Source organism: Nocardia otitidiscaviarum NBRC 14405, assembly GCF_000308635.1.
In the GTDB taxonomy this organism is placed as follows: domain Bacteria; phylum Actinomycetota; class Actinomycetes; order Mycobacteriales; family Mycobacteriaceae; genus Nocardia; species Nocardia otitidiscaviarum.
Map to the genome: position 1 here is coordinate 194416 of NZ_BAGD01000281.1, position 24858 is coordinate 219273.

Sequence of the window (24858 nt, forward strand, 5' to 3'; positions counted from 1 at the left end):
GGCCGCATCAGAACCTCAGGTGAACCGAGGCGATATGCCAGAAGGTCCGATCGTGGACGGTCTCGAAATCCCAACTCTCGGCGAGCGCGTGCGTGGTGGCGACGATGCCCGGGACATCGAAGTCCTCCCGAGTGGCGGTGCCTTTGGCTTCCAGGGCGGCGATGACGTAGGCGGTGGCGCTTTCCATCGTGTGTGGCATGCGAACTCCAATCATCGTTGAATGGTGTGCGGCCGTGGCAACCGGCCGCAGTGACCGGTTACGTCCTGGCGTCGGAAAGTACGTCCTCGTATCGGTATTCGGTCGGTATGGCGGTGCCGGCGGCGTGCGCCTGCTCCTCCCGCTGGCGCAGTTCCACGCGCCGGATCTTGCCGGAAATCGTCTTGGGCAGTTCGGTGAACTCCAAGCGTCGCACACGCAGGTAGGGCGCGAGGTGATCGCGGGCGTATTCCATTATGGCGCGCGCCGTTTCACGCGACGGCTCCCACCCCGCCGCGAGCGTCACATACGCCTTGGGAACGCTCAGGCGGGTGTCGTCGGGCTGCGGCACCACCGCGGCCTCCACCACGGCCGGATGCTCGATGAGCACGCTCTCCAGTTCGAACGGCGACACCTTGTAGTCGGAGGACTTGAACACGTCGTCGGTGCGGCCGACATAGGTGATGTAGCCGTCGGCGTCCCGGCTGGCCACATCCCCGGTGTGGTAGTAGCCGTCGGCCATGACGGCCGCATTGCGTTCGGGATCACCCAGATAGCCCGTCATGAGATTGACCGGCGCGGCACTCAGATCCAGGCAGATCTCGCCCTCGTCACCGGGCGCACCGCTGATCGGATCGACCAGCGCCACCGGCACTCCCGGCGCGGGGCGGCCCATCGAACCGGCCTTGACCGGCTGCCCCGGCGTATTGCCCACCTGCAAGGTGGTCTCGGTCTGGCCGAAACCGTCACGGATGGTCAGCCCCCACGCCTTCTCCACCTGCGCGATGACATCCGGGTTGAGCGGTTCGCCCGCGCCGAGGATTTCGCGCAACCCGGTCGGGCGCTCACCCAGGTCGGCCTGAATCAGCATGCGCCACACCGTCGGCGGGGCGCAGAAGGTGTTCACCTCGGCGCGGCGCAACTGCGCGAGCAGCGCCGCCGCGTCGAACCGGCCGTAGTTGTAGACGAAGACCGTCGCCTCGGCGATCCACGGTGCGAAGAAGCAACTCCAGGCGTGCTTGGCCCAGCCCGGCGCGCTGATGGCCAGATGTACGTCGCCGGGTCGCACGCCGATCCAGTACATGGTGGACAGATGGCCCACCGGATAGCTGATCTGTGAATGCTGCACCATCTTCGGCTTGCTGGTGGTGCCGGAGGTGAAGTACACCAGCAGCGGATCCTCGACCGTGGTGACGGCCGCGAACGGCCCCGCCGACGGGTAGGTCGACGATTCCGCGTAGCCGTGCCAGCCGGGGATCTGCCCGCCCACCACGATGCGCCGGTAGTCACCCGCGACCTCGGCGAACTTCGGGGCGTCGGCCGCGTTGGCGATCACGAAACGCACCGCGCCCCGCTCGATCCGGTCGGCGAGGTCGGCGGGCCCCAGCGCCGCCGTGGTCGGCATGATGACCGCGCCCAGCTTGGCGATGGCCAGCATGGCCTCCCACAGTTCGACCTGATTGCCGAGCATGAGCAGGACCCGGTCGCCCTTACCCACCCCCAGCGCCGACAGCCAGGTGGCCACCTGATCGGAGCGGTTCGCCATCTCGTCGAAGGTGACGCGCTGTTCGCGGCCGTCCTCCTCCACGATCCAGAGGGCGGGGCGGTCGTTGCCGCGCGCGATCACATCGAACCAGTCCGTGGCCCAGTTGAACGTTCCGGTCAGCCGCGGCCACGCGAAATCGCGCACGGCCGCGTCGTAATCGGTTGCCGCGGCGACCAACTGGTCCCGGGCGGCACGGTAGGCGGCGGTGTTCGCGGTCATCGGTCCTCCTCGGACAGGCCGAGCAGGCGCGCGGCGACCTCGCGCATCTCGACCTTGCGGATCTTGCCGGTGACGGTCATGGGGAACTCGTCGACGACGTGGACGTAACGGGGGATCTTGAAGTGCGCCAGGCGGCCGGTGCAGAACTCGCGCAGCGCCTGCGGGGTCAACAGCGGCGCGTCCTCGCGCAGCCGCACCCAGGCCATGAGCTCCTCGCCGTACTTGGCGTCGGGCACCCCGATCACCTGGGCGTCGAGGATATCCGGATGGGTGTAGAGGAACTCCTCGATCTCGCGCGGGTAGATGTTCTCCCCGCCGCGGATCACCATGTCCTTGATCCGGCCGGTGATGGCGACATAACCCTCGTCGTCCATGGTGGCCAGATCGCCGGTGTGCATCCAGCGTGCGGAATCGATGGCGTCGGCGGTCTTCTCGGGATCGTTCCAGTAGCCGAGCATGACCGAGTAGCCGCGGGTGCACAGCTCGCCGGGTTCGCCGCGCGGCACCGTCAGCCCCGTCACCGGATCCACGATCTTGATCTCGATATGCGGTCCGGCGCGGCCCACGGTGGCGGTGCGCTGCACCAGGCTGTCGTCGCGGCGGGTCTGCGTGGAGACCGGGGAGGTCTCGGTCATGCCGTAGCAGATCGACACCTCGCGCATGCCCATGCGCTCGATGACCTGCTTCATCACCTCCACCGGGCAGGGTGACCCGGCCATGATGCCGGTGCGCAGCGAGGACAGGTCGTAGGAGTCGAAATCCGGCTCGGCCAGTTCGGCGATGAACATGGTCGGCACCCCGTAGAGCGAGGTGCAGCGTTCGGCCGCCACCGCCTCCAGGGTGGCCTTCGGATCGAAGGCCGGGGCCGGGATGACCATGGTGGCGCCGTGGCTGGTGGCCGCCAGATTGCCCATGACCATGCCGAAGCAGTGGTAGAAGGGCACCGGAATGCAGATCCGGTCCTGCTCGGTGTAGCCGCACAGCTCGCCCACGAAATATCCGTTGTTGAGGATATTGTGGTGGCTCAGCGTCGCGCCCTTGGGGAAACCCGTTGTGCCCGAGGTGTACTGGATATTGATGGGGTCGTCGGGGGAGAGGGCGGCCTGTGCCCGCGTCAGCTCGCTCGGATCGGCGGCGCGTCCGGCCTCGAACAGTCCCCGCCAGTCGCCGGAATCCAGCAGGATCACCCGGTCGAGGTCGGGGCAGTCGGCCCGCACCTCGTCGATCATGGCCGCGTAGTCCGAGGTCTTGAACGCCGGTGCCGCGATCAGCGCGCGAATTCCCGCCTGCCGCAGCACGTAGCGCAGCTCGTGCGAACGATACGCCGGATTGATGTTCACCAGGATGGCGCCGATCTTGGCCGTCGCGTACTGCGTCAGCGTCCACTGCGGGCAGTTCGGCGACCAGATGCCCACCCGGTCGCCCTTGCCGATCCCCGCCGCCAGCAGGCCCAGCGCCAGCGCGTCGACCTCGGCGACGAACTCCCGGTAGGTCCAGCGCTCGCCGGTACCGTAGTCGACCAGCGCCTCACGGTGCGGATGCGCGGCGGCCGTGCGGTCGAGATTGTCGCCGATGGTGTCGCCGAGCAGCGGCGCATCCCAGACGCCGAAGGTATAGCTCACCGGCCGGAGCCGGTCCATGCTCTTGCTCACTCCGATAGGATCCACATCACACCGATCCGACGACTACCCCCGAAAAGGTGTATCCCGATGACCCGCACAGCCGACTCGCTGCGGCCCCGCGACGCCGATGCGCTGCGGGCCGAACTGCGTCGGATCGCGACCGCGACCGGGGCTCCGGTCGCCTTCGGCGGCGCGGTCCAAGCGGGGACGCTGGTGCTCAGCGAGTTCATCGGCACCCGCACCAACGGCATGCGCGGACTCGCGGTGCAACCGCAGTCGGGATTGGGCGGCCGGGCGGTGGCGAGTCGGCGGCCGACATCGGTGGCGGACTACCGCTCGGACGCCACCATCACCCACCACTACGACGTTCCGGTGCTCGGTGAGGGGCTGCGGGCCGTGGTGGCGGTGCCGGTAGTTGTCTCGGGGGAGTCCCGGGCCGTGCTCTACGTCGCCAACCGCGACCCCAGCCCCATCGGTGACCGCATCGCCGAATTCATGGTGCAGGCCGGTCGCCGCCTGAGTCTGGAGTTCACCATTCGCGACGAGGTGGACCGGCGCGTGCGCCTGCACACCGCGCAACCCCGGCGACCCGTCGTGCCCGCGGTGGATGCCGTTGTGACTGAACAGCTTCGGGACCTGCACGCCGAACTGCGCGGCCTCACCCAGGAAGTCTCCGACGCCACCGCCCGCGACCGCCTGCGCGCCATGTCCGAACGGATCGCGCGCCTGGTCTCCGGTGTCGCCGCACCCGACGATCCGGTCACCCTGGCTCCGCGCGAGGTCGACGTCCTCGCCCAGATCGCCCTCGGCTGCACCAATATCGAAGCCGCCCAGCGACTTTCCCTGAAACCCGAAACGGTGAAGAGCTACCTGCGCAGCGCCATGGTCAAACTCGGCGCGCACACCCGCCACGAGGCGGTGGTGCAGGCCCGCCGCCACGGCCTGCTCCCGTAGCCCTGGTGTGCGGGTGACCCGGTCCCGGGGCGCGTCGCCACCGCGTCGGATCTCGTGTGCGGCGCGGAGGTCTGGTGTCTCCGGCTATACGGTGACCCCGGCTGCGCGATGGTTCCGGCTCGGCGCGCACACCCGCCACAAGGCGGTGGTGCGGGTCCGCCGCCATGGCCTGCTCCCGTAGCCCGGGCGCGTCGCCACCGCGTCGGATCTCGTGCGCGGCGCGGGAGGTTTGGCGCTTCCGGCTGCGCGGCGCTTTCGGCTAGGCGGTGGGCCGGATGCCGTAGGACTCGATCTTGCGATAGAGCGATGAGCGGGCGATGCCGAGCATGCGGGCGGCATGATGGCGGTTGCCGCCGACCTGGACCAGCGCCCGCACGATGGCGTCGCGTTCCACCACCTCGATGGGGGTGAGCACCCGTCGGCTGGCGGCGAAACAGGATTCCGGCAGGTCGGCGCGGCGCAGATCGCCCGCCGGACGGCGGGCCAGGGCGGTGCGCAGGGCGTCGCGGAGTTCGGCGATATTGCCGGGCCAGTCGTAGCCGAGCAGCACGCGCATGGTATCCGGGGTGGGGTGCACCGCCCGCCGGGGCGCCAGCGTACGCAGCAGGCGCGGAACGATCTGGCGCAGATCGTCGATGTGATGGCGCAGGGCGGGCACCGTGATCGAATGCTCGAAATGCCGGAGCACGGCGTCCAGCCGTCCGGGCTCGGCCGATTCGGTGGTCGTCATGGTCACCGCCAGCCAGTGGTCCGAGCCGTCCGCGTTCTCGAGCCGGGCCGCCAGTTCCTCCACCGACCGGTCGGGCAGCTCGTTCAGGTGCGCGAGCACGATGGTGGCCGGCCGCGACCGGTTCCATGCGGCGTCGAAGCCGCTCGGCACGGCGTCGTCGCGACAGTCGACCACCACCAGCGACCGGGTCGGATAGGTGTGGCGGTGGGCGGCGGCGATCAGGGCGCGCTTGCCGACGCCCGGTTCGCCGAGCATGACCAGCGGTCGGCGCACCCGCGCGGTCTCCAGCACGTCGGAACAGGCCATCCGCCAGGCGGGCGAGTCACCGGGCACCTCCGCCAACCCGATTCGCCTGGTGGCGTGGGGGATCGCGCGGGCGGTCGCGGGGGTGAGGTCCACCTGCAACACCACACCGGCCGCCGGTCCGTCCGCGGGTACCGGAATCGAACGCACCCGAGCCTTCCGACCGGTCGGCAGATCGACCGACACCACCGTGCCGCGCGCACCCGTCAGCCCCGCCGCGAGTTCGCGCAGCCGGATGCGGTCGTGCGGGCTGAGTTCCGCATCCGCGCGGGCATCGGTCATGAACACCTCGCCCGCGAGTGCGACCGTCGGGGTGCGGCCCATCCGGCCGATGCGCAGGAAACTGTCCAGCACCGCCTGCTGACCCAGCGACGCCGCGGCGCGCAGTTCGCTCTCGATACCGCAGGCCGCCTCCCGCACCAGGGCCAGCATGAGGCCGTTGGCGTCCTTGGCCAGGCAGCTCAGATCCAGAATGCCCTGCACCGCCCCGGTCAGCGGATCGCGCACGGGCGCACCCGCGCACGCGAAGACCGTGATGTTCTCCGCGTAATGCTCCGCGCCCCGGATCAGCACGGCCTTTCCGGCGGCGAGCGCGGTGCCGACGCCATTGGTGCCGACGGTGTCCTCGGTGTAGACGAAACCCGGCGCGAAGAACACGCCGTCGAAGCGACCGGTCAGAAAGCGCTGATTGTCTCGGCGCAGCAGCACGCGACCGTCCTGATCCGCCAGCGCGATGCTCACCGGCATATCGCTCAGTTCGTGTTCCAGTCGGTCGATCACCGGCACCGCGCAGCGCGCGAATCGGCCGTGCAGATCCAGATCGTCCAGATAGGTCCGGTCGAGCACATTCTCGACATCGTCGACCCCGGCGTTCACCGAGCGCTGCCACGAGGCCACGACCAGGTCCGATACCGCGCCGGAGGGAATATCGCCCGCGGAGACGAATACCTCTCGTGCGCGTTCGACACCGATCGTGTCATCTCCAGCGTCCACCGCACTCCTCGAGCCATCGAATCGTCGGAAGGAACGGCGGGGTGCATACGCCGTCAGCGGATTGTCCGCAGTGCGCGCCGGACTCGTCAAGGGGCAACTGTCCCAAAGTAGGACAGCGGACCGACTCCTCGGTTGCGCACACTGGTAGAACCGACGACGAATCCGCGTGCGGTGTGAGCGAATCCGAGTCTCGCGCCGTGGCGTCAGTTGACGGTCTGCTCCGGAGCATGGTGACAACGTCGTCGCCCGTGGCCGCCCGCCCAAGGCCGCGTCGCCCCGGAACAGGTTGCACCCCTCCCTCGGCCACCCGCACGAGCCCGAAGTGCCCTCGGGTTCGAGCGGGTGGCCGCTTCGCTCGGCAGCTCCGCGTACGTCCCGAAAATGGCTCGGGCGCGCTGGAAGTCGACTGATCTACGTCGACTGATCTACTCAGCGGCGCGCGGTCAGGAGCGCTGCGATGCGGTCGAGTTCGGTCGGGAACTCGCGTTCGTCTAGTCGTTCCTCCACGTCGATCACACCGTCCGTCGCCAGCCGGGCGGTCATTCGTCGATCGGCCCGCTGCTGGGATCCGGACGGCCGCCGCTCCGCCAGCGCCGCGCGGCGGGTGCGCAGTTCCGCCCGGAGGGCGTCCATGAAGAGCAGGTATTCCACCGCGGGCACGCAGACCTCACGGACCGGTGATCGGTGCGCGGGTCGGGCGCGCGCGGAGGCCGGGACGACCACGCCGTGGCGCAGTGTCGTGCCCGCGGCCTCCTGGGCGCGCAACCAGGCTCGCAGATTGTTGGAGGCGATACTGGGCAGGAACTCGACGGCACGGTCCCACTCCAGCCCCTCCACGGCGCACGGATCGCTCACCGCGGTCACGACGACGGCATATGCCGTACCCACGGTCGCGATCATCCGCATCAACCCCTTGTCCTGTCGTGCCGTTCGCCGATATCCCGGTCCGTCAGCGGTCCGGGACTCGTTGTGATCTTTCAGGATACGACGAAATATATTGCACTACTGGGCGTTTCATTACGCATATTGTTCGGTCGGCTCCATTGTGCGGTCCGCGGCGCGGTTTGCTGGGGCGGTGCGTGGACGGTCGCGGTTCAGCTCACTCGCGCCACCACCGCGCGTGGCAGCCGGGGCAGTACCGCGCCGATCAGCCGCCAGGGCCAGGCGGGCACATCGGCGCGCACCGGCTCGCGCTCGATGGCGGCCACCATGGCGGCCACGCCCTTGTCCAGCGAGGCAACGAGTTTCGCGTCCCCCGCCTGTGCCGACATCTCGGTGGCGATGAAACCCGGCTGCACGGTGGTGACGGTGATCGGGCTGCTCCGCAATTCGATGGCGAGACCTTCGCCGAGCGCTGACAGCCCGGCTTTGCTGGCCGCGTACGCCGCCTTCTTGCCGGGCAGCCCGCGCACCGCGCTCATGGAGGAGATCAGCACCAGATGACCGGACCGCTGCTCGCGGAAGATGCTCAGGGCGGCCTCGGCCTGGGCCAGCGCGCTCACGAAATTGGTGGTGGCGGTGGCGATATTGGCGTCGGCGCGTCCGGTGCCCAGTCGGGCGCCCTTTCCGATGCCCGCGTTCACGATGATCCGGTCCAGCCCGCCCACCTCCTCGCCCAACTCGCCGAACACCTTCGGCACCGCCGCGTGGTCGTCCACGTCCAGGGCCCGCACCGCGATGGTGATGTCCGGATGGGCGGCGCACAGTTCGTCGCGCAGCTCCGTCAACCGGTCCAGTCGGCGCGCGCACAGCGCCAGATCACGACCGCGGCGGGCGAACTCGCGCGCCATGCCCGCACCGAGTCCGGAACTCGCTCCGGTGATCAGAATTCTGCGCCTCGTCATACCGCCACCCTAGCCGGACCGCACGGTCGGAATGCTGTGCTCGTCAGCCGAACGAGCCGGTGCTGGGTGGTTTGGGAACCATGCGCCAGCTCCCGCAGTTGTCGCTGCGGAATGCCACATCGGTGGCCTTTATCTCCACCCGGACGGGACGGACCCGGGTGAAGTCGCTGGCGATGATGTAATAGTTCGGATCGTTGTAGTCGGTATCGGTCTGGACTTTCCACACCCGCCGCCAGAAACAGGCGACGGCGGGATCTTCGACGCCACTGGCCTCGTAGTAACCCGGCTGTATATCCACGCCGACCAGATACTGACCATCACCCGGCATTTCCGCGGCCGGTGCCGCGGCGGCGACACCCGATGTCAGCGGTATGAGCGCGGACGCCATGACCCCCGCGATCGCAAGCGTGCGCATACGCACGACGGTCCTCCCTCGCAGTTCGCGACGGCCGCACGGAATTCCGGTGCGTGCGGCCCCGTGGTGAAAGATCCCCGAATCTCTCCGGGCGCAGGTCTATCAGAGAAAACATGGGTAAATGTGAGGAACGCCCGAATTCATTGCGTACAAACCGGTTTCAATGTGCTCGATCGAGGGTGTCGTGCGGCGGTTCCCGGATCGTCCCCGCGGGTTCCCCTCGGACCCACGGGGACCGCGCCGCCGGATTCGAGGCGGTGGCGCGTAGAAAAAGATACCGGATGGTTTCACAACTGGGCAAATCATCCATTCGCTTAGCTCTGGGAATGAGTTTGGGCGGCAATCCGACCGGCCGGACGTTTCGGAATTAGGTACCAACCACCGATGTCGTTCCCGGGTCGGCTCGCGATATTCAGGACATGACACACTTGCGGCCCCTCCCCACCCTGACCGCCACCCGCATCGGCCGGCCGGGGTGCGCCGACCGCTGCGCGCGGCTGTGCACCGACTCCGGCCTCGCGCAGGTGCTGGGCGCCGACAAGGCCCTGCTGCACTGGCGCGCCCTGCGTCGCCTGGGAGACCCAGGGCTGGCCGAACACGCCGTCCAGGAGACCCTGCTCCGGGCCTGGCGCGCCTGTGGCACCTACAACCCCGACCGCGGCAGCGTGCGCACCTGGCTGCTCACCATCGAACGCAATGTCCTCACCGATATCGCCCGGGTGCGCGCCGCCCGCCCCGGTGACAGCGCCTGGGACGAACTCGGCGACGTGGCCGAGGGCCACTACGCCCGCCCGGATTTCGCCGACACCCTCGCCGACGGGCTGCTGGTCGCGGAACTGCTCTCCCGGCTGCCCGCGCCCCAGCGCGACGCCGTCGTGCAGGTGATCCTCAACGATCGCGCCTACCAGGATGTGGCCGCCGATATGGGGGTTCCCGTCGGCACCGTCAAAACCCGCGTGCACTACGCTCTGCGCTCCCTGCGCCGACTGCCCCTCAGCGCCTGATCCCGTCCCGCCGCCCCAGGAGTTCCCATGAAACGCGCCGGTCCCGTCCTCACCCTCCTCGCGGTGGCCGCCGTCGGCGGCGGCATGCTGCTGACCAATATCGTCACCGGGGGCGGCAGCGACTCCGCACCCGCCGACAACGCCGGTCCCGCCAACACCGTCACGGTGCCCACCACCGCGATTCCCGCCACCACGACCCCCACGGCCAGTGCGACGCCGTTCCCGGCTCAGGCCGACTACGTGACCACCATCGCGACCGAGGGGCGTCCGCTCACCCTGTCGGTGACGGTCTCCGGCGATCGCTCCGTCGCCTATGTCTGCGACGGCGCGAGCGTCGAGAGCTGGCTGCGCGGCGACGCCGCCGCCGGGCGAACCGAGTTGTCGGGCAAGGAATCCCGAATCGAGGCCGCCCTCCTCGACGGTGCCCTGACCGGGCTGCTGACCATGGGGGAGCGCAGCTGGGAATTCACCGCACCCGCCGTGCGCGATCCGGCGGGAATCTACATCGACCGCGGCGCGGGCGCGCGCGACAGCTGGGTGGTCGCCCCCGACGGCTCGGTCACGGGTGTGCGCCGCAATGCCGACGGGACCACCTCACCCGCCCCGGGCCTGGCCCCCGACGCCCGAAAGGTGACCGGCGATGACGACGACTTCTGAGCCTCCGGCCCGCGAAACCAGCGGCAGCACAACGGCTTCGGCCATCGCCCTGATCGTGCTCGCGGGCGCGGCCACCGCCGTCGCGCTCGGTGTCTACGGCGCCGTGCACACCCCGGCGGGCACCGCCGTGAGCCTGGCCGGATTCTCCAGCCCGGGCGCGGTGAAATCCTGGCTCGCTACCGCGGTGGTGGTGCTGGCCGTCGGGCAGGACATCAGCGCGCTGGCCATGTACGGCCTGCTGCCGAGGGTCCGGCCCGGCCGGTGGGCCTCGTTCTGGCACGTCTGGTCGGGCCGCCTGGCGGTGCTGATCAGCCTGCCGGTCGCGGTGCACTGTCTCTACGCCTTCGGTTTCGCCACCTTCGACACCCGGGTGCTGGTGCACTCGCTGCTCGGCTGTCTGGTCTACGGCATCTTCGTCACCAAGATGCTGCTGCTCACCCGAAAAGGGTTACCCGGCTGGGTGATTCCGGTCGCGGGTGGGCTGCTGTTCACCGGATTCGTGGGGCTGTGGTTCAGCTCGGCGGTCTGGTATTTCCGCGTCAAGGGTTTCAGCGCGTGAACCCGGCGGCCCGCCCGTACGTCGATAACCATGAGCGGCCGTCTCGTCGGCCCCCTGCGAACAGGAGTGAATCCATGACCCACGACAGTGACAACTCGACCGACAGTGACACCTCGACGCCGGACGCCGAGCCCGGCGGCCCACGGCTGGACCGCCGCACCGCACTGGCCGGTGTGGGCATGGCCGCGGCCGCCGTGACCCTGGCCGCCTGTTCCAGCTACGGCGGCGGCCAGGCCGATTCGGGCGCGCCGGAGAAGCGGGCGGACGGGCAGCCTCCGGCCGAGTTGGCCAAGACCACCGACGTGCCGGTGGGCGGCGGGCTCATCGCCGGTGATGTGGTGATCACGCAGGCCGCGGCCGGAACCTTCCAGGGCTTCTCCTCGACCTGCACGCACGCCGGATGCACGGTGAGCGAGGTGTCCGACGGCCTGATCAAGTGCCCGTGCCACGGCAGCAGCTTCCGGTTGGACGGCACGGTCGCCAGTGGTCCGGCGGCACGTCCGCTGAACGGTCGCTCGATCCGGGTGGAGGGCGACCGCATCGTGTCGGCTTGACGGTGTAATACGGCCTGACCACTGGTAACAGTTCGATCACGGCGCAGCCCGGCACTTGCCAGAAGATAACCGGCGTTGCGAGAGTGAACCACTGGGTTTGGTGTTACTAGTGGGAAGGGAGGGGCGTTCCGCCCGGATCGCCGTCACCGCTTATGAAGCCAAGCATCATCAAGGCTGGTATTCGCTCTGCCGTCACGGCCGCGGCGATCACCACCGTGGCCGGATTCGTGCCGGCCACCGCGCTGGCCGCGCCCGACAACCCCGCGCCCGACAGCCCCGCGATATCCGAACTGCCCCAGAAGCTCGCCGGGAAGACCGTCTTCCTGGATCCGGGACATCAGGGCCCCAATCACAATCAGAACATCGCCCGGCCGGTCTCCGACGGCCGCGGCGGCTCCAAACCGTGTCAGACCACCGGCATGGTCACCGTCAACGGCGTCCCCGAGCACACCATCAACTGGAATGTCGCGCAGTTGGTGCGGACCTCGCTCGAGGGCCTCGGCGCGGAGGTCGTGCTCAGCCGGTCCGACGACACCGGCTGGGGTGGCTGCATCGACGAACGCGCCGCCGCGGCCAACCAGTCCGGTGCCGATGTCGCGGTGAGCATCCACGCCGACAGCGCACCCGCCGAACTGCGCGGCTTCCACCTCATCGTTCCGGAACTGCCGGTGCCCGACGCCAAGGCCACCGAGGTGCAGGGCGGACCCGGACTGGTCGCCAGCCAGGCCATGCGCGACGCCTACGTGCGCGCCGGTTTCCCCATCGCCTCCTACGGCGGGAACGAGGGCCTGCAGACCCGCGCCGATATCGCCGGACCGGCGCTGACCCATGTGCCCGACGTCTTCCTCGAAATGGGCAATGGCGCGAACCCCGAGGACGCGCGACTTCTCGAATCGCCCGAGGGGCAATTGCGCCACGCGGTGGCCATCACCACCGGCCTGGCGGCCTTCCTGCTCGGACTGGACCCGGGTCCGGCCGAGCCGCAGCAGGCGGCCGTTCCGGAACCGGACCCACAGGTGCAGGCGCAGGCGCCCGCTCCGGCACCGGAGGTGCCCGCCTACCCGGTGCAGCCCGCGCAGGCGATCGAGCCGGACCCGGCCCCGGGCGCTGAGCAACCCGCGGTGCAGCCGGGAACTCCGGACGAGCCGCGGGCGGAGGGTGCGCCGGTGCAGCTCCAGGCGCAACCGGGAGCCAACGACGACGCGACCGTGCCGCAGCAGGCGGTTCCGGGCGACGCGGCCGGCAACGGCATCCGGCCGATCTCGGAGGGTGTGCCGATCCCGGCCGGCACTCCGGCCGCCCCGCAGGCTCCCGGCGCACAGCCGAATCCGCAGGTGCCCGCCGCGGCCGCCAAGCCGAATCCGGCGGCACCGGCCGCACCGCAACTGCCGAACGCGAAGCCGAGTCCGGGGGCGACGGCACCGTCCACGCCGGGGGCGGACAAGACGAAGCCGTCGGAGTCCGGTTCGCTGAAGACGCTGGTGCAAACCGCCGTGCAGCTGCTGGGGCCGATGGCCAAGATGCTCGGTATGAACAGTCAGGAGACCGGGATCGCCTCCAGTCTGGTCAATCTGGCCTACACGCTGGTCTCGACCCTCATGTCGGAGTTGATCGCGCCGACCAACTGAGCGCCGTGCCCGCCGACCCGTGCCGCCCTCGCGCCGAATTCCCCGGTGCGAGGGCGGTTTTCGTTGTCCGCAAGCACGGGTGCGGCGGGGGCGGGCGGTTCGTGGCGGCAAGATCAACACGGACCGACCGGTGCGTGGGATTCGGGCAAACTTCTCGCGATCTCGATGTCCGCTCGCGTGCGGCGTCACCCAGCCCCCGCTCACCGGCGGTGCCGTCACCGGGAGGCGCAACTGCGGACAACCGGGTGTCCTCTGCTTGGCAAGCATCCGGCGCGGTGGTTGCCTGAAACACGGGTCGGGTCATGGTGACTGGTGAAACAACGACTCGTCGATCGAGGTGAACTGATGGTGTTCGGCGTTGGTCTCAGTATCGGCACGGTCAATACGGTGTGCGCGACGGCATCGGACCGTGCGGGCAAGAATCCGCCCGGCCGTCGCCGCGGCGCCGTCCCCGTCACCTGGCGGACCACCCTCACCTTCGACAGTTCGGGCAATGCCCGCGTCGGCCGGATACCCAAACACGGTCGCGTCATCACCGAATTCGCCGATCTGACCCAGCGCGGCGCGCCGACCGCGCGCGTCGGCCACCGCGCGCTCACGGCATCCGATCTGGTGGCGACCGTGGCGTACAGCGTGATCGAGGAGGTGCTGGGGAAGGCTCCGGCCGCGGATACCGCCGTTACGGTGGCCCATCCGGCCGGGTACTCCGACGATCACGTGGCCGACCTGCGTGCCGCGCTCGCGGGCGTCGGGCTCGACCGGGCCACCCTGCTGGCCGAGCCCCTCGCCGCGGTGTCCTGGCTCGCCGCCGAACGCGGACCGCTCACCCCGGGACTGGCGCTCGTCTACGACCTGGGCGGCTCCGGCCTCACCGTCACCCTCGTGCGCGTAGGCGCGGGCGCTCCCGCCGATCCCATCGTGGGGGAGCCGGTGCGCTCGACCGACTACGGTGGTCGCGCCTTCGGCGGCATGCTCGCCCAGCATCTGAAGCGCCACGGCGGTTCGGTCGTCTCCCACGTCTCCGACGCCGATGCCGGCGAGCTGCGCGCCCGCCATGTGCGCCGCTCCCTCGCTCTGGTCTACCGGGGTCTGCGCATCGCCGACGTCACCATGGCCGACGTCGACCGCGTACTGGTCGTGGGCGGTGCGGCCCGCCCGCCCGAGGTCGCCGAGGTGCTCTCGGCCGAACTGGCACGCCCGGTCATCGTGGCACAGGACCCCGAACGCACCATTGCCGACGGCGCGGCCATCGCGGCCCGCGATGCCCAACTCGACCACGAGGCCGCGACCCACCGACACCCCGGTTTCAGCCTCTTCCGTCGCCGCCTAGCCCGCGTCGCCGCCATCTGAGCGGTTCGGGTTACGGATACTTCCGTGCGCTGTGACGCGGGTCTCTTCGCGGTTTCGCGCGCATCCTCCCCGGTCACGACTCGCGGGTAACCAGATATCCGTGACAGCATTATTGACGTAACTCCGGTTTGGTGTAACCATGGGACACAGTTACCGACACTGAACTGGAGAGGCTGTGACGACGATGTCCGTAGCCACAACGCCCATCGACGACCCGATCGTCGCGGAAGCTCAGGAATACGCGCAGAAGCTGCTGCTGCTGTCGGAAGGGTCGGTGAACAAGCACTTCGACCCCTACGAGGACATCGACTGGGAGAACCCGGACTTCGACGCGAACACCAAGCCCGAGCGCTGGATCCTGCCCGAGTCCGCCGACCCGCTGGGTCGCCACCCCTGGTACCGCGCGCTGAGCGATGAGCAGAAGATCGCCATCGGCAAATACCGCCAGGCCAATGTCGCCAAGGTCGGCCTGCAGTTCGAGTCCATCCTGATCAGCGGCATGGTGCAGCACACCTTCTCGCTGCCCAACGGTGACCCGGAGTTCCGGTACTGCACCCACGAGATGGCCGAAGAGCTCAACCACACCCTGATGTTCCAGGAGATGGTGAACCGCATCGGCATGGACGTACCGGGCATGGGCCCGCTCGTGCGCCAGCTGCGCCACCTCGGCGTGCCCGTGGCCGTCATGTTCCCGAATCTGTTCTTCATGGCCGTGCTCGCGGGCGAGGAGCCCATCGACCACATCCAGAAGCAGATCCTGCGCTCCGGCGAGGACGTGCACCCGATCATGCGCGGCGTCATGGCGATCCATGTCGCCGAGGAGGCCCGCCACATCTCCTTCGCACACGAATTCCTCAAGCAGCATGTGCCCGAGCAGGGCGCGCCGCAGCGCTTCGTGCTCTCCATCGCCATGCCGATCGTCATGTGGATTCTGGGCCGCTCCATCGCGACCCCGCCCAAGGCGTTCTTCCAGGAGTTCGACATCCCGGAGAAGGTGCGCAAGGAGCTGTTCTACGGGTCCTCCGACGCCAAGCAGGTCTTCGCCGACTACTTCGTGGACGTGCGCGCCCTGGCCAAGGAGATCGGCCTGATGAACCCGGTCTCCAAGGCGGTGTGGAAGCTGCTGCGCATCGACGGCCCGACCTCCCGCTACCGCTCGGAGCCTCTCCGCGGCAGCAAGGCGGTCTAGATGCCCTACGTCGTCACGCAGTCCTGCTGCAGCGACGCGTCCTGCGTCTACGCCTGCCCGGTCAACTGCATCCATCCCACGCCGGACGAACCCGACTTCCGTACGGCGGAGATGCTCTACGTCGACCCGAAGGCGTGCGTGGACTGCGGGGCGTGCGCCACCGCCTGTCCGGTGGACGCCATCACCTCCTCGAAGAAGCTGACCGCGGACCAGCAGCCGTTCATCGAGATCAACGCCGACTTCTACCGGCAGGAGCGGCCCCGGCCGCTGCTGGCGCGGCCCATTCCCGCGCCCGAGGTGAAGCCCGGCCGGGAGCCGCTGCGGGTGGCCGTGATCGGTTCCGGACCGTCGGCCATGTACGCCGCCGACGAGCTGCTCACCCAGGCCGGGGTGCAGGTGACGGTGTTCGACCGGCTGTCCACGCCGTACGGTCTGGCCCGCTTCGGCGTCGCGCCCGATCACGCCAAGACCCGTCAGGTCGCCAAGCTCTTCGACACCATCTCGGCGCAGCCGGGCTTCGGCTCGTACCTGAACGTCGAGATCGGCAAGCATATTTCGCACGAGGAGCTGCTGCGGCACCATCACGCCGTGGTGTACGCGGTGGGTGCCTCCGCGGACCGCAAGCTCGGCATTCCGGGCGAGGGGCTGCCGGGCAGTGTCTCGGCCACCGAGTTCGTGGCCTGGTACAACGGGCATCCCGATCATGCCGATCGGTACTTCGACCTGTCCCAGCGGCGGGCGGTCATCGTCGGCAACGGCAACGTCGCCCTCGATGTGGCGCGGTTGCTGACCACCGATCCGGAGCTGCTGGCCGGGACCGAGGTCTCGCCCAAGGCGTTGCAGGCGCTGCGGCACAGCAAGATCGAGGAGGTGGTGGTCGTCGGGCGTCGCGGTCCGGCCGAATCCGCCTTCACCGTGCCGGAATTCGTGGGTCTGCTGGGCGCCGACGTGGATATCGTCGTCGAGGGCGAGATTCCCGAGACCCCGGCCGGCGCGCCGCAGAAGGTCGAGCAGAAGCTGAAGCTGCTGCGCGGACTGGCGGAGCGGCCGACCGGTGGGCGCAAGCGCATCGTCTTCAAGTATCTGGCGTCGCCCACCGCCCTCACCGGGGTGGACCGGGTGACCGGGATGGAGCTGGTGCGCAACGAACTCGTCGCCGACGCCGACGGCGCGGTGCGGGCCGTGGCCACCGAGCAGACCGAAACCCTGGATACCGGACTGGTTCTCACCTCGGTGGGGTACCGGGGTGTGCCGCTGACCGGGCTGCCGTTCGACGAGCGGGCCGGGGTGGTGCCGAATCTGGACGGCCGGGTGTTGGAGGCCGCGGGTGGTGCGGTGGTGTCCGGAGCCTATGTCACTGGGTGGATCAAGCGGGGACCGACCGGTTTTATCGGCACCAACAAGTCCTGCGCACAGGAAACCGTGCGGCAGCTGGTCGCGGACTTCAATGCGGGACGGCTGCCCGAACCGTCCGGTAGCGCAGCCGAATTCGACCGCTTGGTTGGAGCTCGACAGCCGCAGGTCGTCCGGGGTGGTGCCGCCAACCAGCCACGACGTTCGTTGCGTCTGCTGGTGCGGAGCCGCTAGTCCCGAGCAGGGCTCGGAAACCGACCTCACGACCGCCGTATGCGATCCGATCGCATACGGCGGTCGTCCTGTTTGGGCGAATAATCCTGCTGCATACCGTGATTCGAGGGCTCCTTCCGGGTGGATATCGCTGCGCGACCGTCCAGGATGTGTGAGTTGTGTGATCGCGTGTAATACCGCGGGGCGGCCGGACGACGTTCTTCGTGTGACCGTCCGAGTGTCGACCGGGTAGCGGTCTATTCCATTCCGAATACCGAAGTTTCGGGTGAGCAACCAAGCAGTGACCCGAAAATCACCGTGCCGTACGGACGTCGCGGTTTTGTTTTCCGGACTCTACTCGCGTACCGGTTGGTATTGAATGGCGTTCGCTGAGTTGTAGCCACAAAGCAAGACTGGTCGGTATTTCTGGGCTGTAAGTTGGCTGCGATCTTGGTCTTGATGCTGTCCGACCAGTAGATTCGCAAACTTGGCTACCGTTCACGAAAACTTTTCCACCGATTCAACATTCACGTCCGGCACGAGCCAGCTAACCTGAACGCGCTGTTTGGTAAACGACCGCGACCACATGGTTGTGCGACGTGGGGCCGTGGTCACGGTGCGTTGACGGGATAGCGATGACTGTTGGTTTTGGCATGAGCATCGGCACAGTGAACTCCGTGTGGGCGATCACCAGCTCGACCTCGCGGGCGGCGGGTGAACGCAATCGGCCCGCTGTCCGAGTCCGGCGCACGGCCGTCACCTTCGACAGTGCCGGCGGTGCCCGAATCGGTGGAATTCCCCGATTCGCCCCTGTTGTCACGGATTTCGCCGATCTCAGCCGCGAGCCCGATCCGGTGGTGGTGGGCGGCCGCATCTGGTCGCCCGCGGATCTGGTCGCCGCGGTGGTCAACGGGCTCATCGAGACCAACGCTCCCGAGGCGCCCGCCGTAACCACCTATCCCGCAAGTTATTCCGACAAGCACGTCCATCGGCTGCGGCGGGCGCTGGACTGGTCCGGTGGATCCGACGTCCTGCTCATGCCCGAACCGGTGGCGGCGGTGGAATGGCTCGACGCCCAGCACGGCATCTCCGAGGGCGGCCTCACCCTCGTGTACGACCTGGGCGGCAACAGCCTCGATATCGCGGTGGTGCGCACCGAGGCCGACCGCGGTGAGCGCGGGATACTCGGCCGGGCCGAACGCTCCCACGACTACGGTGGCCGCCCCCTCGGTACCCTGCTGGCCCGGTACGCACGCAGTATCGCCCCCGACGCCGCCCAGCCGGTCTCGGCGGTGGTGCCCGCGGCGGACACCAGCAGACTGCGTACCTGGCACATTCGCAATTCGCTACGGCTGGTGCGGGCCACGGTGCACCGCTGCGGCCTGAGCCTCAACCACATCGACCGCATTCTGCTCATCGGCGGCGCGGCCCGCCCGGTCGAGGTGGGGCGGGCGCTGAGCGAACTCGGACTGCCCATCATCATGTCACCGGATCCGGCGCACACCGTCGCCATCGGTGCGGCCATCGCCGCCGCGCGCAGCGCCGAGACCGGTTCCGCCATCGGCAGATACGCGCCCAAGGCGGCCGCTTTCTCCGGCGCCGCCGTCGCCTCGGCGCTGGCCATGTCGGCCGCCGCCATGATGGGCGGCACCTCGGGTGCGCCCGGCTTCCAGGCGACGCCGGACAATACCGGCACCACCAAGACTTCCGGGACCGGCGCTCACGATGTTCTCCTCCTCGACGACGTGAGTGCCGGGCCCGGGAGCCGCGTCCACGCGGTGAGCACCGCGGCGAGCATCCGCCAGTACGGCGTGATGCCGCCGACGGTGACCGCCGAATGGTCCGGCGGACGGCCTGTGAATCGGGTGCGCGCGGGCAACCAGTGCGAAACCCGTTCCAACGCGGGCAATACCACCTACGCCGACCCGTCGCGGTTCACCAATCCGGTGCCCTTCGAACTGCCCCGGGACAACGGCGGCGGTGGTGGCGGCGTGGTGATCGGGCCCATCGATCCGGGGCAGATCCCGTCGGTGAGCCTGCCACCCGGTCTGCCCGGCATGCCGAATGCCGGTGACCCGGTGACGAATCCGATCGGAATGCCCGATCTCGGCGATATCCCGACCGCACCGGTGGGTGGCACGCCGCAGCTGCCCTCGATGCCCGATGCGGTGCCCGATCTGCCGAGCGCGCCGGGAACCACGCCCGGCACCACCGATCCCGGTACGGCACTGCCCGACGGTACCGGCGGCGCGATCCCCGGCGATCCGGTCGGCACCGGCGGTACGCCGGATACGAGCGGCGGCACCGGGGCCCCTGCGGGCGGGAGCACCACCGACGGTGGAAACACCGGCGGCGGAACGACTTCCGGTGGCGGTGCGCCCACGGGCGGCACCGACGGTGGCGGATCGACGTCCGGCGGCTCCACCTCGGGCGGGAACACTTCCGGCGGCAGCACTTCCGGTGGCTCTACCGGTGGCGGTTCCACCTCCGGCGGCAGTACTTCGGGCGGGAACACGTCGGGTGGCTCCACCTCCGGCGGCTCGACCTCCGGGGGCGGCTACGGGTCCGGTGGCTCCGGCGGCGGCTACGGCGGCGGGGGCTACGGTTCCGGCGGTGACTCCTCCGGTGGTTCCGGCTCGGGCGGCTCCTCGTCCGGCGGGTCCGACTCGGGTGGCAGCTCCAGTTCCGGCGGCAAGAGTTCATCCGGCGGCAACTCCTCCTCCGGGGGCTCGAGCAAGGGCTCGGGCGGCTCCGGCGGATCGTCCTCCGGCGGTTCCGGTAAGAGCTCCGGCGGCAGCGGCGGTTTCGGCGGCAGCGGTGGTTCCGGTGGCTCGGGTGGCAGCGGCGGCTCGGGTGGCTCGGGTGGCAGCGGCGGCTCGGGCGGTTCCGGCGGCGGAGGCGGTGGTTCCGACAAGTAGCACCCGGATCGACCCCGAGCAGTACCGAATCCCTGTCCATCCCATCGGCTACCGCGCCCCCATCGCAGGTAGCCCTCGAACTGGTCGGCCGTCACGCCCCCCGTGCGACCCGTGTGACGGTCGGCTCGCCGCCCAGCACGACGAATTGCCCTTCGTGTCACCGGCATGCCACCGGTTACGTGCTCGGGCGGCCTCCAACGGGTCCACCCCGCGTCGTCCTTCGTGCCCGCGACGCGGCGGTGGGCCGTTCGACCGCCCGCCGCCGCGTGTCCGCACCGCGGCGGCGGGCGTCCCCAACCTCCGAGTGGGCGAGCAGGATTCGCCCCCCGTTCACTCGGGCTCTTTCACCCCGTCGAGGGCCGAACCGTCGCCGAACGCGGCGCCGGTGATGACGCTCAGGCTCCCGTCCGTCTCCAGGATCACCGCCGCGATGCGCGTCAGATCGCCGTGACCGTCGGACCGCACCGCTTGCCGGATATCCGCGGCGCTGAGCCGCTGCTGCCGCATCGCCCGCTCCAGCAGTCGACCGTCGCGCACCACCAGGGTGGGGGCGGCGGTGAGCAGCCGCCGTCCGCCGCGCGGTCGCGTCGCCACCAGCGCCGCCGCATACTGCAGCAGCGCCAACAGGAGCAGCGCCACCGCTCCCTCGGCCCAGGACACCTCCGCGCTGAGCAGGATGGTGGCCAGGGTGGAACCGAGCGCCACCGTGACGACCAGGTCGAACGCGTTCAGCTTCGCCAGCGTGCGCTTACCGGTGGCCCGCAGCACCACCACCAGCGTCACATAGGCCGCCGACCCCACCAACAGCACCCGCAGCAGATCCGGCCACGCGTCGAACCACATGAGCTGTCCCGATCGCCGTCAGCTCAGAGCGGCGAGCAACTCCCGGCAGGACCGGGCGCAGCGCAGACACGTCTCGGCGCAGATGCGGCAGTGCTCGTGGCGGTCGGCGTGCCGATCGCACTCCTGTCCACATCGCTCACAGATCAGGGCGCAGGTGTCGAGCAGCGACCGGATCGTGGCCGGGTCACCGCCGCCGCGGCGGGAGAGCACAGCGGCGGTGGTGTGGCAGATATCGGCGCAATCAAGATCGGTGCGGATGCATTCGCGCAGTTCGGCGAGCCCCTCCTCGCTCAGGCAGGCGTCGGCGCAGACCGTGCAGGACTCGGCGCACCTCCAACATGCCTCGATACAGGCGATCACTTGTGCCGAACTCGCGGCGGTGCGGTTCGCGGGATGCGAATCCACCATGGCGGCAACGGTGCTCATCGGAACTCCTCTCGTCGAGCGGGTGCCGGGTGGCGGCGGCGGTCGCCGTGCGTTCGTATGCTCGGACGACGATCCGATCGCCCACCACCCGGTGTGCTCGCTGGTACCCGCTGGCGACCGACGTACACGTGCGCCCGGAGATTCGCCGCCTCGGTCGGCGTACGAGGGTTCAGCGCGCGGTGAAGCCGCCGTCGATCGCGAGTGCCGCGCCGGTGACGAATGCCGCTTCGTCGCTGAGCAGGAAGGCGCAGAAGGCGGCGATCTCGTCGGGGGCGGCGATGCGTCCGAGAGGATGCAGGGCGGCGATCGTCGCCTCACCTTCGGGCGTCGCACCCATGGAATTGCGGAAGGCCGGGGTGTCGACGGCCCCGGACACCACCGCATTGACCCGGACACCCCGTCCGGCGGCCTCCAGCGCGACCGCCCGGGTGAGTCCGATGACGCCGTGTTTGGCCGCCACGTACGGGGCGACCTGTCCCATGCCGACCACGCCCAGATTGGAGGCGTTGTTGAGAATCGCGCCGCCGCCCGATGCGGCCAGGGCCGGAACCTGGTGGCGCAGACCGTAGTACACACTGGTGAGATTGAGTTCCAGGTCGGCACGCCAGCCCGACTCGTCGATCGACTCGATATCGCCGAAGGCGTTGACCGCCCCGGCATTGTTGAAAGCGGCGTCCAGCCTGCCGAATTCGTGCACGGCGGCGGCGGTGAGGCGTTCGACATCCGCCTCCACGGTGACATCGGTGGGCACGAAGATCGCCCGCCCACCGGATGCCCGCAGCTCCTCGGTCATCCGGTCGCCGACCTCCTTGCCACGGGCGCCCAGCACCACCGCGCCGCCCTCGGCGGCGACCCGCCGCGCCACGGCCGCGCCGACACCCGAGGTGGCGCCGGTGATCAGAACGACCTTCGACTCGAAGCGAGAACCCATCGCGCTATCCCCTTGCGGTAGAGATTGTTTCGTTGACACGTCTAGTAAAAGACGCGCGCGGGTTCGGATCCGGCGGGAATCGGTCGTCGCGTTCGGCGGCGAGAACTCAGCGGTCGGTGGGGGCGAGTAGATCGGGCAGCGCGTCCAAGCCGTCGACCACCACGCCGTAGCGCGTGGCCTGGGGCAGTTCCGCATGCAGATAGCCCCACGGCCCGCGCCGGATGAGCACCGGCACCATACCCGCGGCATTGGCGGGCATGACATCGTTGTCGACCCGGTCACCGACGTAGCAGATCTCGGGAGGCCGCAGCTCGGTCACCTCCACCACCTTGTCGAAGAATTTGGGATCCGGCTTCTCGAGCGCCCATTCGGCGGAGGTGTAGACGGCGTCGACGGGCAGGTCCATGGCTTCCAGCGCCGCCTTGGCCTGCGGCGGCTGATTGCCCGCGATGATCACCCGCAACCCGCGGGCGCGCAGCTTGGCCAGTGCCCGGCGCACATCCGGATACAGATCGTCGGCGTCGAAGTTCACCCGCAGGCTGTCGGGCTCCTCGGCCGCCCAGGCGATCTGCTCCTCCTCCAGATCGATTCCGGGCGAGAGTACTTCGAAGGCGTCGGCCAGCGGTCGTCCGGTGGCGGCCATGCCGCCGATCACCCCGAGCATGGCGAATCGGGGGACGCCCAGCCGGTCGGCCCACCGGCACCAGATCCGCGTCTCGTCGATCAGCGTCTCGCCCACATCGAACACCACAGCCTTGATCATCGGCCCAGCGTATCGGTGCGCGAGATGGGCCGAGCGCCCTCCTCGGCCCGGTGCCGGAATCGGTGCGTGGGACGAGGGTGAGCGGCCCCCGGCTCTGGGTGAGATCGGCGGGTGTGTCCGGCGACGGAAGTGGCATGGTCCGATGCCGGGGTGAGCGGCGCGGCCCGATGTCGGGGGTGAGTGACGCGGTTCCCGGGCGTGATCGGTCGGCGGTGGGTATGGTACGGACGGCGTTTGTGAAACTATTGCCTTTCAAAAGGAGTTCCCTCATGCGCATCCTGCTGCGGACCGGCGTCGTCGCCCTCGGGATCGGTGCGGCCGCCGCCCTCGCGGGACCGGCAGCCGCCGATATCCCGCTGGTCGAGGCGCCCGCCGAAGCCACCACCTCCGACACCCGTTCGACCTCGATCGGCGACGACATGTGCTCGTCGGTGACCGGGTCCTTCGGCAAGGACTACGAAGCCTGCATGTAGTCGCCGACACCGGCGCGCATGCGGCTGTCGGCCCGAGCAGTCCCGGGCGGGGGTACCGGCTCGGGCCGATGGTGTCGGACGACCGCGCGATGCGGACGATGTGCTACGACAGCACCGCTACGACGGAGGGTATGTCCGCCGCAGACGAGACCGGGGCGCGGATGGGTCAGGCGGTCAGCGCATGGGGGAGTGCCGCTGCGGTGTCGAAGCGGTCCAGCACGACCTGGGTGAGCAAGGGGTGGGCGCCGATCACGGCGGTGTGGGCGATATCGGAGGCCGCGTTCGCCAGCCGGTCGGTGAGCAGACCGGGAGCCAGGAACCATGGGGCGACCAGCAGCTGTCCCGCCCCACGGTCACGCAGGCGTGACAGTGCGGTGGTGACGGTGGGTTCGGTGGTGGCGAAGCATATTTCGGTGTCCCAGCCGGTTCGGGCGGCGAGTTGCCGCGCTACCGCAGCGGTGCGCGCGTTCGCTGCGGCCGACGACGAGCCCACGGCCGCCACGGCTACACCCAGATGCCCCCCGCTCGTCAGTGGCGAGGCGGCGCACGCATCCACGTCGACGCGTGGCACGGCGAGCGAGCGTGTGTCGATACGCGCGGCGTGCGACGCCTCTCCGGACGATCCCGCGGTCAGCGATTCGAGCACGCGGTCACGCAAGGCCTCGATCAGGCGCGGATCAGGTCCGAGCACATCGGCCTGGGTCAGCCGCAGCCGACGCTGCCGGGCACCTGCCGCGGCCAACAGCCCGGGCAGATCCACCCGGGCGTGAAAAGCCTTGCCCAGCAGCAGCGGCACCACCACGGCGTGGGTGTGACCATCCGCCGCGACAGCATCCACGACCTGCTCCACCGAGGGCGTACTCAGATCCAGGAAGGCCAAGCGCACATCCAGATCCGGACGTGCGGCGGCGACATCTGAAACCACCGCGTGCATGGTGGCGGCCGAGCGCGGATCCCGGCTGCCGTGCGCCACCGCGATGAGCGCCGGGCGGCCGCGATCGCCCGGCGTCTCGGCTCCGCCCACGGCGCGGCGGCCCGCTGCCGCGCCGGTGACGGTCAACGCGGACGCCGCTGTGACCACGGCAATCGAACTCGCCACCGTGCCAGTCGGATGCGTCACCGTGCCAGCGCGACCCGTCATCGTGCCGTCCGGCCTACGCGATGGCCGTGCGCTG

23 protein-coding genes are annotated in these 24858 nt (G+C 69.4%); 11 read left to right on the plus strand and 12 right to left on the minus strand.

Annotated elements, in window-relative coordinates:
* Positions 1-7: 7 nt before the first annotated feature.
* From ON31_RS34205 to ON31_RS34215, 3 genes are read right to left on the minus strand one after another with little or no spacing between them, the layout of a single operon-like run.
* A complete protein-coding gene (locus tag ON31_RS34205; protein ID WP_029932022.1) occupies positions 8-199 on the minus strand; it encodes a hypothetical protein in 192 nt (63 codons plus the stop codon).
* Between the two features lie 58 nt (positions 200-257).
* A complete protein-coding gene (locus tag ON31_RS34210) occupies positions 258-1961 on the minus strand; it encodes an AMP-binding protein (protein WP_039819331.1) in 1704 nt (567 codons plus the stop codon).
* On the minus strand, positions 1958-3601 hold the full coding sequence (locus ON31_RS34215) for an AMP-binding protein (RefSeq protein WP_039819332.1): 1644 nt from the start codon (positions 3599-3601) through the stop codon (positions 1958-1960). The genes ON31_RS34210 and ON31_RS34215 overlap by 4 nt, the downstream gene beginning before the upstream one ends.
* Positions 3602-3670: 69 nt before the next feature.
* Here ON31_RS34215 and ON31_RS34220 point away from each other — a divergent pair, with 69 nt between their 5' ends.
* On the plus strand, positions 3671-4537 hold the full coding sequence (locus tag ON31_RS34220; RefSeq protein ID WP_039819333.1) for a helix-turn-helix transcriptional regulator: 867 nt from the start codon (positions 3671-3673) through the stop codon (positions 4535-4537).
* Between the two features lie 259 nt (positions 4538-4796).
* Here ON31_RS34220 and ON31_RS34225 read toward each other — a convergent pair whose 3' ends face one another.
* From ON31_RS34225 to ON31_RS34240, 4 genes are all read right to left on the minus strand, one after another.
* Positions 4797-6563, minus strand: coding sequence for a sigma-54-dependent Fis family transcriptional regulator (locus ON31_RS34225; protein ID WP_039819335.1), 1767 nt, complete (start codon positions 6561-6563; stop codon positions 4797-4799).
* Between the two features lie 429 nt (positions 6564-6992).
* Complete coding sequence (locus ON31_RS34230; protein WP_115061627.1) at positions 6993-7463, minus strand: hypothetical protein; 471 nt, start codon at positions 7461-7463, stop codon at positions 6993-6995.
* A gap of 194 nt (positions 7464-7657) precedes the next feature.
* Positions 7658-8407 (minus strand): SDR family oxidoreductase, encoded by a 750-nt coding sequence (locus ON31_RS34235; protein ID WP_039819337.1) that lies wholly within the window; start codon positions 8405-8407, stop codon positions 7658-7660.
* 43 nt (positions 8408-8450) lie between these two features.
* Positions 8451-8822, minus strand: coding sequence for an Rv1352/Rv1906c domain-containing protein (locus ON31_RS34240; RefSeq protein WP_255222377.1), 372 nt, complete (start codon positions 8820-8822; stop codon positions 8451-8453).
* Between the two features lie 419 nt (positions 8823-9241).
* Between ON31_RS34240 and ON31_RS34245 the strand changes: the two genes are divergently transcribed.
* The 9 genes from ON31_RS34245 (at position 9242) to ON31_RS35185 (ending at position 20247) form a co-directional block, all read left to right on the plus strand.
* On the plus strand, positions 9242-9826 hold the full coding sequence (locus ON31_RS34245; protein WP_081592950.1) for a sigma-70 family RNA polymerase sigma factor: 585 nt from the start codon (positions 9242-9244) through the stop codon (positions 9824-9826).
* 27 nt (positions 9827-9853) lie between these two features.
* Positions 9854-10483 carry a hypothetical protein gene (locus ON31_RS34250; protein ID WP_051038291.1) on the plus strand — a complete coding sequence of 210 codons (630 nt, stop codon included), beginning with the start codon at positions 9854-9856 and terminating at the stop codon, positions 10481-10483.
* Positions 10467-11042, plus strand: coding sequence for a DUF6529 family protein (locus ON31_RS34255; protein ID WP_039819339.1), 576 nt, complete (start codon positions 10467-10469; stop codon positions 11040-11042). The genes ON31_RS34250 and ON31_RS34255 overlap by 17 nt, the downstream gene beginning before the upstream one ends.
* 74 nt (positions 11043-11116) lie before the next feature.
* Positions 11117-11596, plus strand: a complete 480-nt coding sequence (locus tag ON31_RS34260; protein WP_081592951.1) for a Rieske (2Fe-2S) protein — start codon at positions 11117-11119, stop codon at positions 11594-11596.
* A gap of 152 nt (positions 11597-11748) precedes the next feature.
* The gene (locus ON31_RS38460; protein ID WP_039819340.1) at positions 11749-13224 is read left to right on the plus strand and encodes an N-acetylmuramoyl-L-alanine amidase; all 1476 of its coding nucleotides are present in this window, start codon (positions 11749-11751) and stop codon (positions 13222-13224) included.
* A 345-nt stretch (positions 13225-13569) separates the two neighbouring features.
* Positions 13570-14574, plus strand: coding sequence for an Hsp70 family protein (locus tag ON31_RS34270; protein WP_051038292.1), 1005 nt, complete (start codon positions 13570-13572; stop codon positions 14572-14574).
* Between the two features lie 184 nt (positions 14575-14758).
* On the plus strand, positions 14759-15763 hold the full coding sequence (locus ON31_RS34275) for an AurF N-oxygenase family protein (RefSeq protein WP_029932036.1): 1005 nt from the start codon (positions 14759-14761) through the stop codon (positions 15761-15763).
* Entirely contained in the window at positions 15764-17350 is a 1587-nt protein-coding gene (locus tag ON31_RS34280) for an FAD-dependent oxidoreductase (protein WP_039819341.1), read from the plus strand.
* Between the two features lie 632 nt (positions 17351-17982).
* On the plus strand, positions 17983-20247 hold the full coding sequence (locus ON31_RS35185) for an acetate and sugar kinases/Hsc70/actin family protein (protein ID WP_051038293.1): 2265 nt from the start codon (positions 17983-17985) through the stop codon (positions 20245-20247).
* A gap of 330 nt (positions 20248-20577) precedes the next feature.
* On the opposite strand, the gene ON31_RS34290 is transcribed toward ON31_RS35185, so the two are convergent.
* The 4 genes from ON31_RS34290 to ON31_RS34305 form a co-directional block, all read right to left on the minus strand.
* The gene (locus ON31_RS34290) at positions 20578-21090 is read right to left on the minus strand and encodes a DUF421 domain-containing protein (protein WP_039819342.1); all 513 of its coding nucleotides are present in this window, start codon (positions 21088-21090) and stop codon (positions 20578-20580) included.
* A gap of 18 nt (positions 21091-21108) precedes the next feature.
* A complete protein-coding gene (locus tag ON31_RS34295) occupies positions 21109-21516 on the minus strand; it encodes a four-helix bundle copper-binding protein (RefSeq protein ID WP_039819343.1) in 408 nt (135 codons plus the stop codon).
* Positions 21517-21685: 169 nt separating this feature from the next.
* Positions 21686-22447, minus strand: a complete 762-nt coding sequence (locus ON31_RS34300) for an SDR family NAD(P)-dependent oxidoreductase (RefSeq protein ID WP_039819344.1) — start codon at positions 22445-22447, stop codon at positions 21686-21688.
* Between the two features lie 106 nt (positions 22448-22553).
* Positions 22554-23210, minus strand: a complete 657-nt coding sequence (locus ON31_RS34305; RefSeq protein ID WP_172544843.1) for an HAD family hydrolase — start codon at positions 23208-23210, stop codon at positions 22554-22556.
* A gap of 269 nt (positions 23211-23479) precedes the next feature.
* Here ON31_RS34305 and ON31_RS34310 point away from each other — a divergent pair, with 269 nt between their 5' ends.
* Positions 23480-23683, plus strand: coding sequence for a hypothetical protein (locus tag ON31_RS34310; protein WP_039819345.1), 204 nt, complete (start codon positions 23480-23482; stop codon positions 23681-23683).
* Positions 23684-23849: 166 nt separating this feature from the next.
* Here ON31_RS34310 and ON31_RS34315 read toward each other — a convergent pair whose 3' ends face one another.
* Entirely contained in the window at positions 23850-24707 is an 858-nt protein-coding gene (locus ON31_RS34315; RefSeq protein WP_303621453.1) for a sirohydrochlorin chelatase, read from the minus strand.
* Positions 24708-24858 lie beyond the last annotated feature (151 nt).

Coding starts and splice junctions, on each gene's coding strand:
- ON31_RS34290 (WP_039819342.1), bottom strand. CDS start 21,090: ATGTGGTTCGACGCGTGGCCGGATCTGCTGCGGGTGCTGTTGGTGGGG.
- ON31_RS34250 (WP_051038291.1), top strand. CDS start 9,854: ATGAAACGCGCCGGTCCCGTCCTCACCCTCCTCGCGGTGGCCGCCGTC.
- ON31_RS34260 (WP_081592951.1), top strand. CDS start 11,117: ATGACCCACGACAGTGACAACTCGACCGACAGTGACACCTCGACGCCG.
- ON31_RS34305 (WP_172544843.1), bottom strand. CDS start 23,210: ATGATCAAGGCTGTGGTGTTCGATGTGGGCGAGACGCTGATCGACGAG.
- ON31_RS34210 (WP_039819331.1), bottom strand. CDS start 1,961: ATGACCGCGAACACCGCCGCCTACCGTGCCGCCCGGGACCAGTTGGTC.
- ON31_RS34230 (WP_115061627.1), bottom strand. CDS start 7,463: ATGATCGCGACCGTGGGTACGGCATATGCCGTCGTCGTGACCGCGGTG.
- ON31_RS34245 (WP_081592950.1), top strand. CDS start 9,242: ATGACACACTTGCGGCCCCTCCCCACCCTGACCGCCACCCGCATCGGC.
- ON31_RS38460 (WP_039819340.1), top strand. CDS start 11,749: ATGAAGCCAAGCATCATCAAGGCTGGTATTCGCTCTGCCGTCACGGCC.
- ON31_RS34270 (WP_051038292.1), top strand. CDS start 13,570: ATGGTGTTCGGCGTTGGTCTCAGTATCGGCACGGTCAATACGGTGTGC.
- ON31_RS34255 (WP_039819339.1), top strand. CDS start 10,467: ATGACGACGACTTCTGAGCCTCCGGCCCGCGAAACCAGCGGCAGCACA.
- ON31_RS34295 (WP_039819343.1), bottom strand. CDS start 21,516: ATGAGCACCGTTGCCGCCATGGTGGATTCGCATCCCGCGAACCGCACC.
- ON31_RS34300 (WP_039819344.1), bottom strand. CDS start 22,447: ATGGGTTCTCGCTTCGAGTCGAAGGTCGTTCTGATCACCGGCGCCACC.
- ON31_RS34220 (WP_039819333.1), top strand. CDS start 3,671: ATGACCCGCACAGCCGACTCGCTGCGGCCCCGCGACGCCGATGCGCTG.
- ON31_RS34310 (WP_039819345.1), top strand. CDS start 23,480: ATGCGCATCCTGCTGCGGACCGGCGTCGTCGCCCTCGGGATCGGTGCG.
- ON31_RS34235 (WP_039819337.1), bottom strand. CDS start 8,407: ATGACGAGGCGCAGAATTCTGATCACCGGAGCGAGTTCCGGACTCGGT.
- ON31_RS34280 (WP_039819341.1), top strand. CDS start 15,764: ATGCCCTACGTCGTCACGCAGTCCTGCTGCAGCGACGCGTCCTGCGTC.
- ON31_RS35185 (WP_051038293.1), top strand. CDS start 17,983: ATGAGCATCGGCACAGTGAACTCCGTGTGGGCGATCACCAGCTCGACC.
- ON31_RS34275 (WP_029932036.1), top strand. CDS start 14,759: ATGTCCGTAGCCACAACGCCCATCGACGACCCGATCGTCGCGGAAGCT.
- ON31_RS34240 (WP_255222377.1), bottom strand. CDS start 8,822: ATGCGCACGCTTGCGATCGCGGGGGTCATGGCGTCCGCGCTCATACCG.
- ON31_RS34215 (WP_039819332.1), bottom strand. CDS start 3,601: ATGGACCGGCTCCGGCCGGTGAGCTATACCTTCGGCGTCTGGGATGCG.
- ON31_RS34205 (WP_029932022.1), bottom strand. CDS start 199: ATGCCACACACGATGGAAAGCGCCACCGCCTACGTCATCGCCGCCCTG.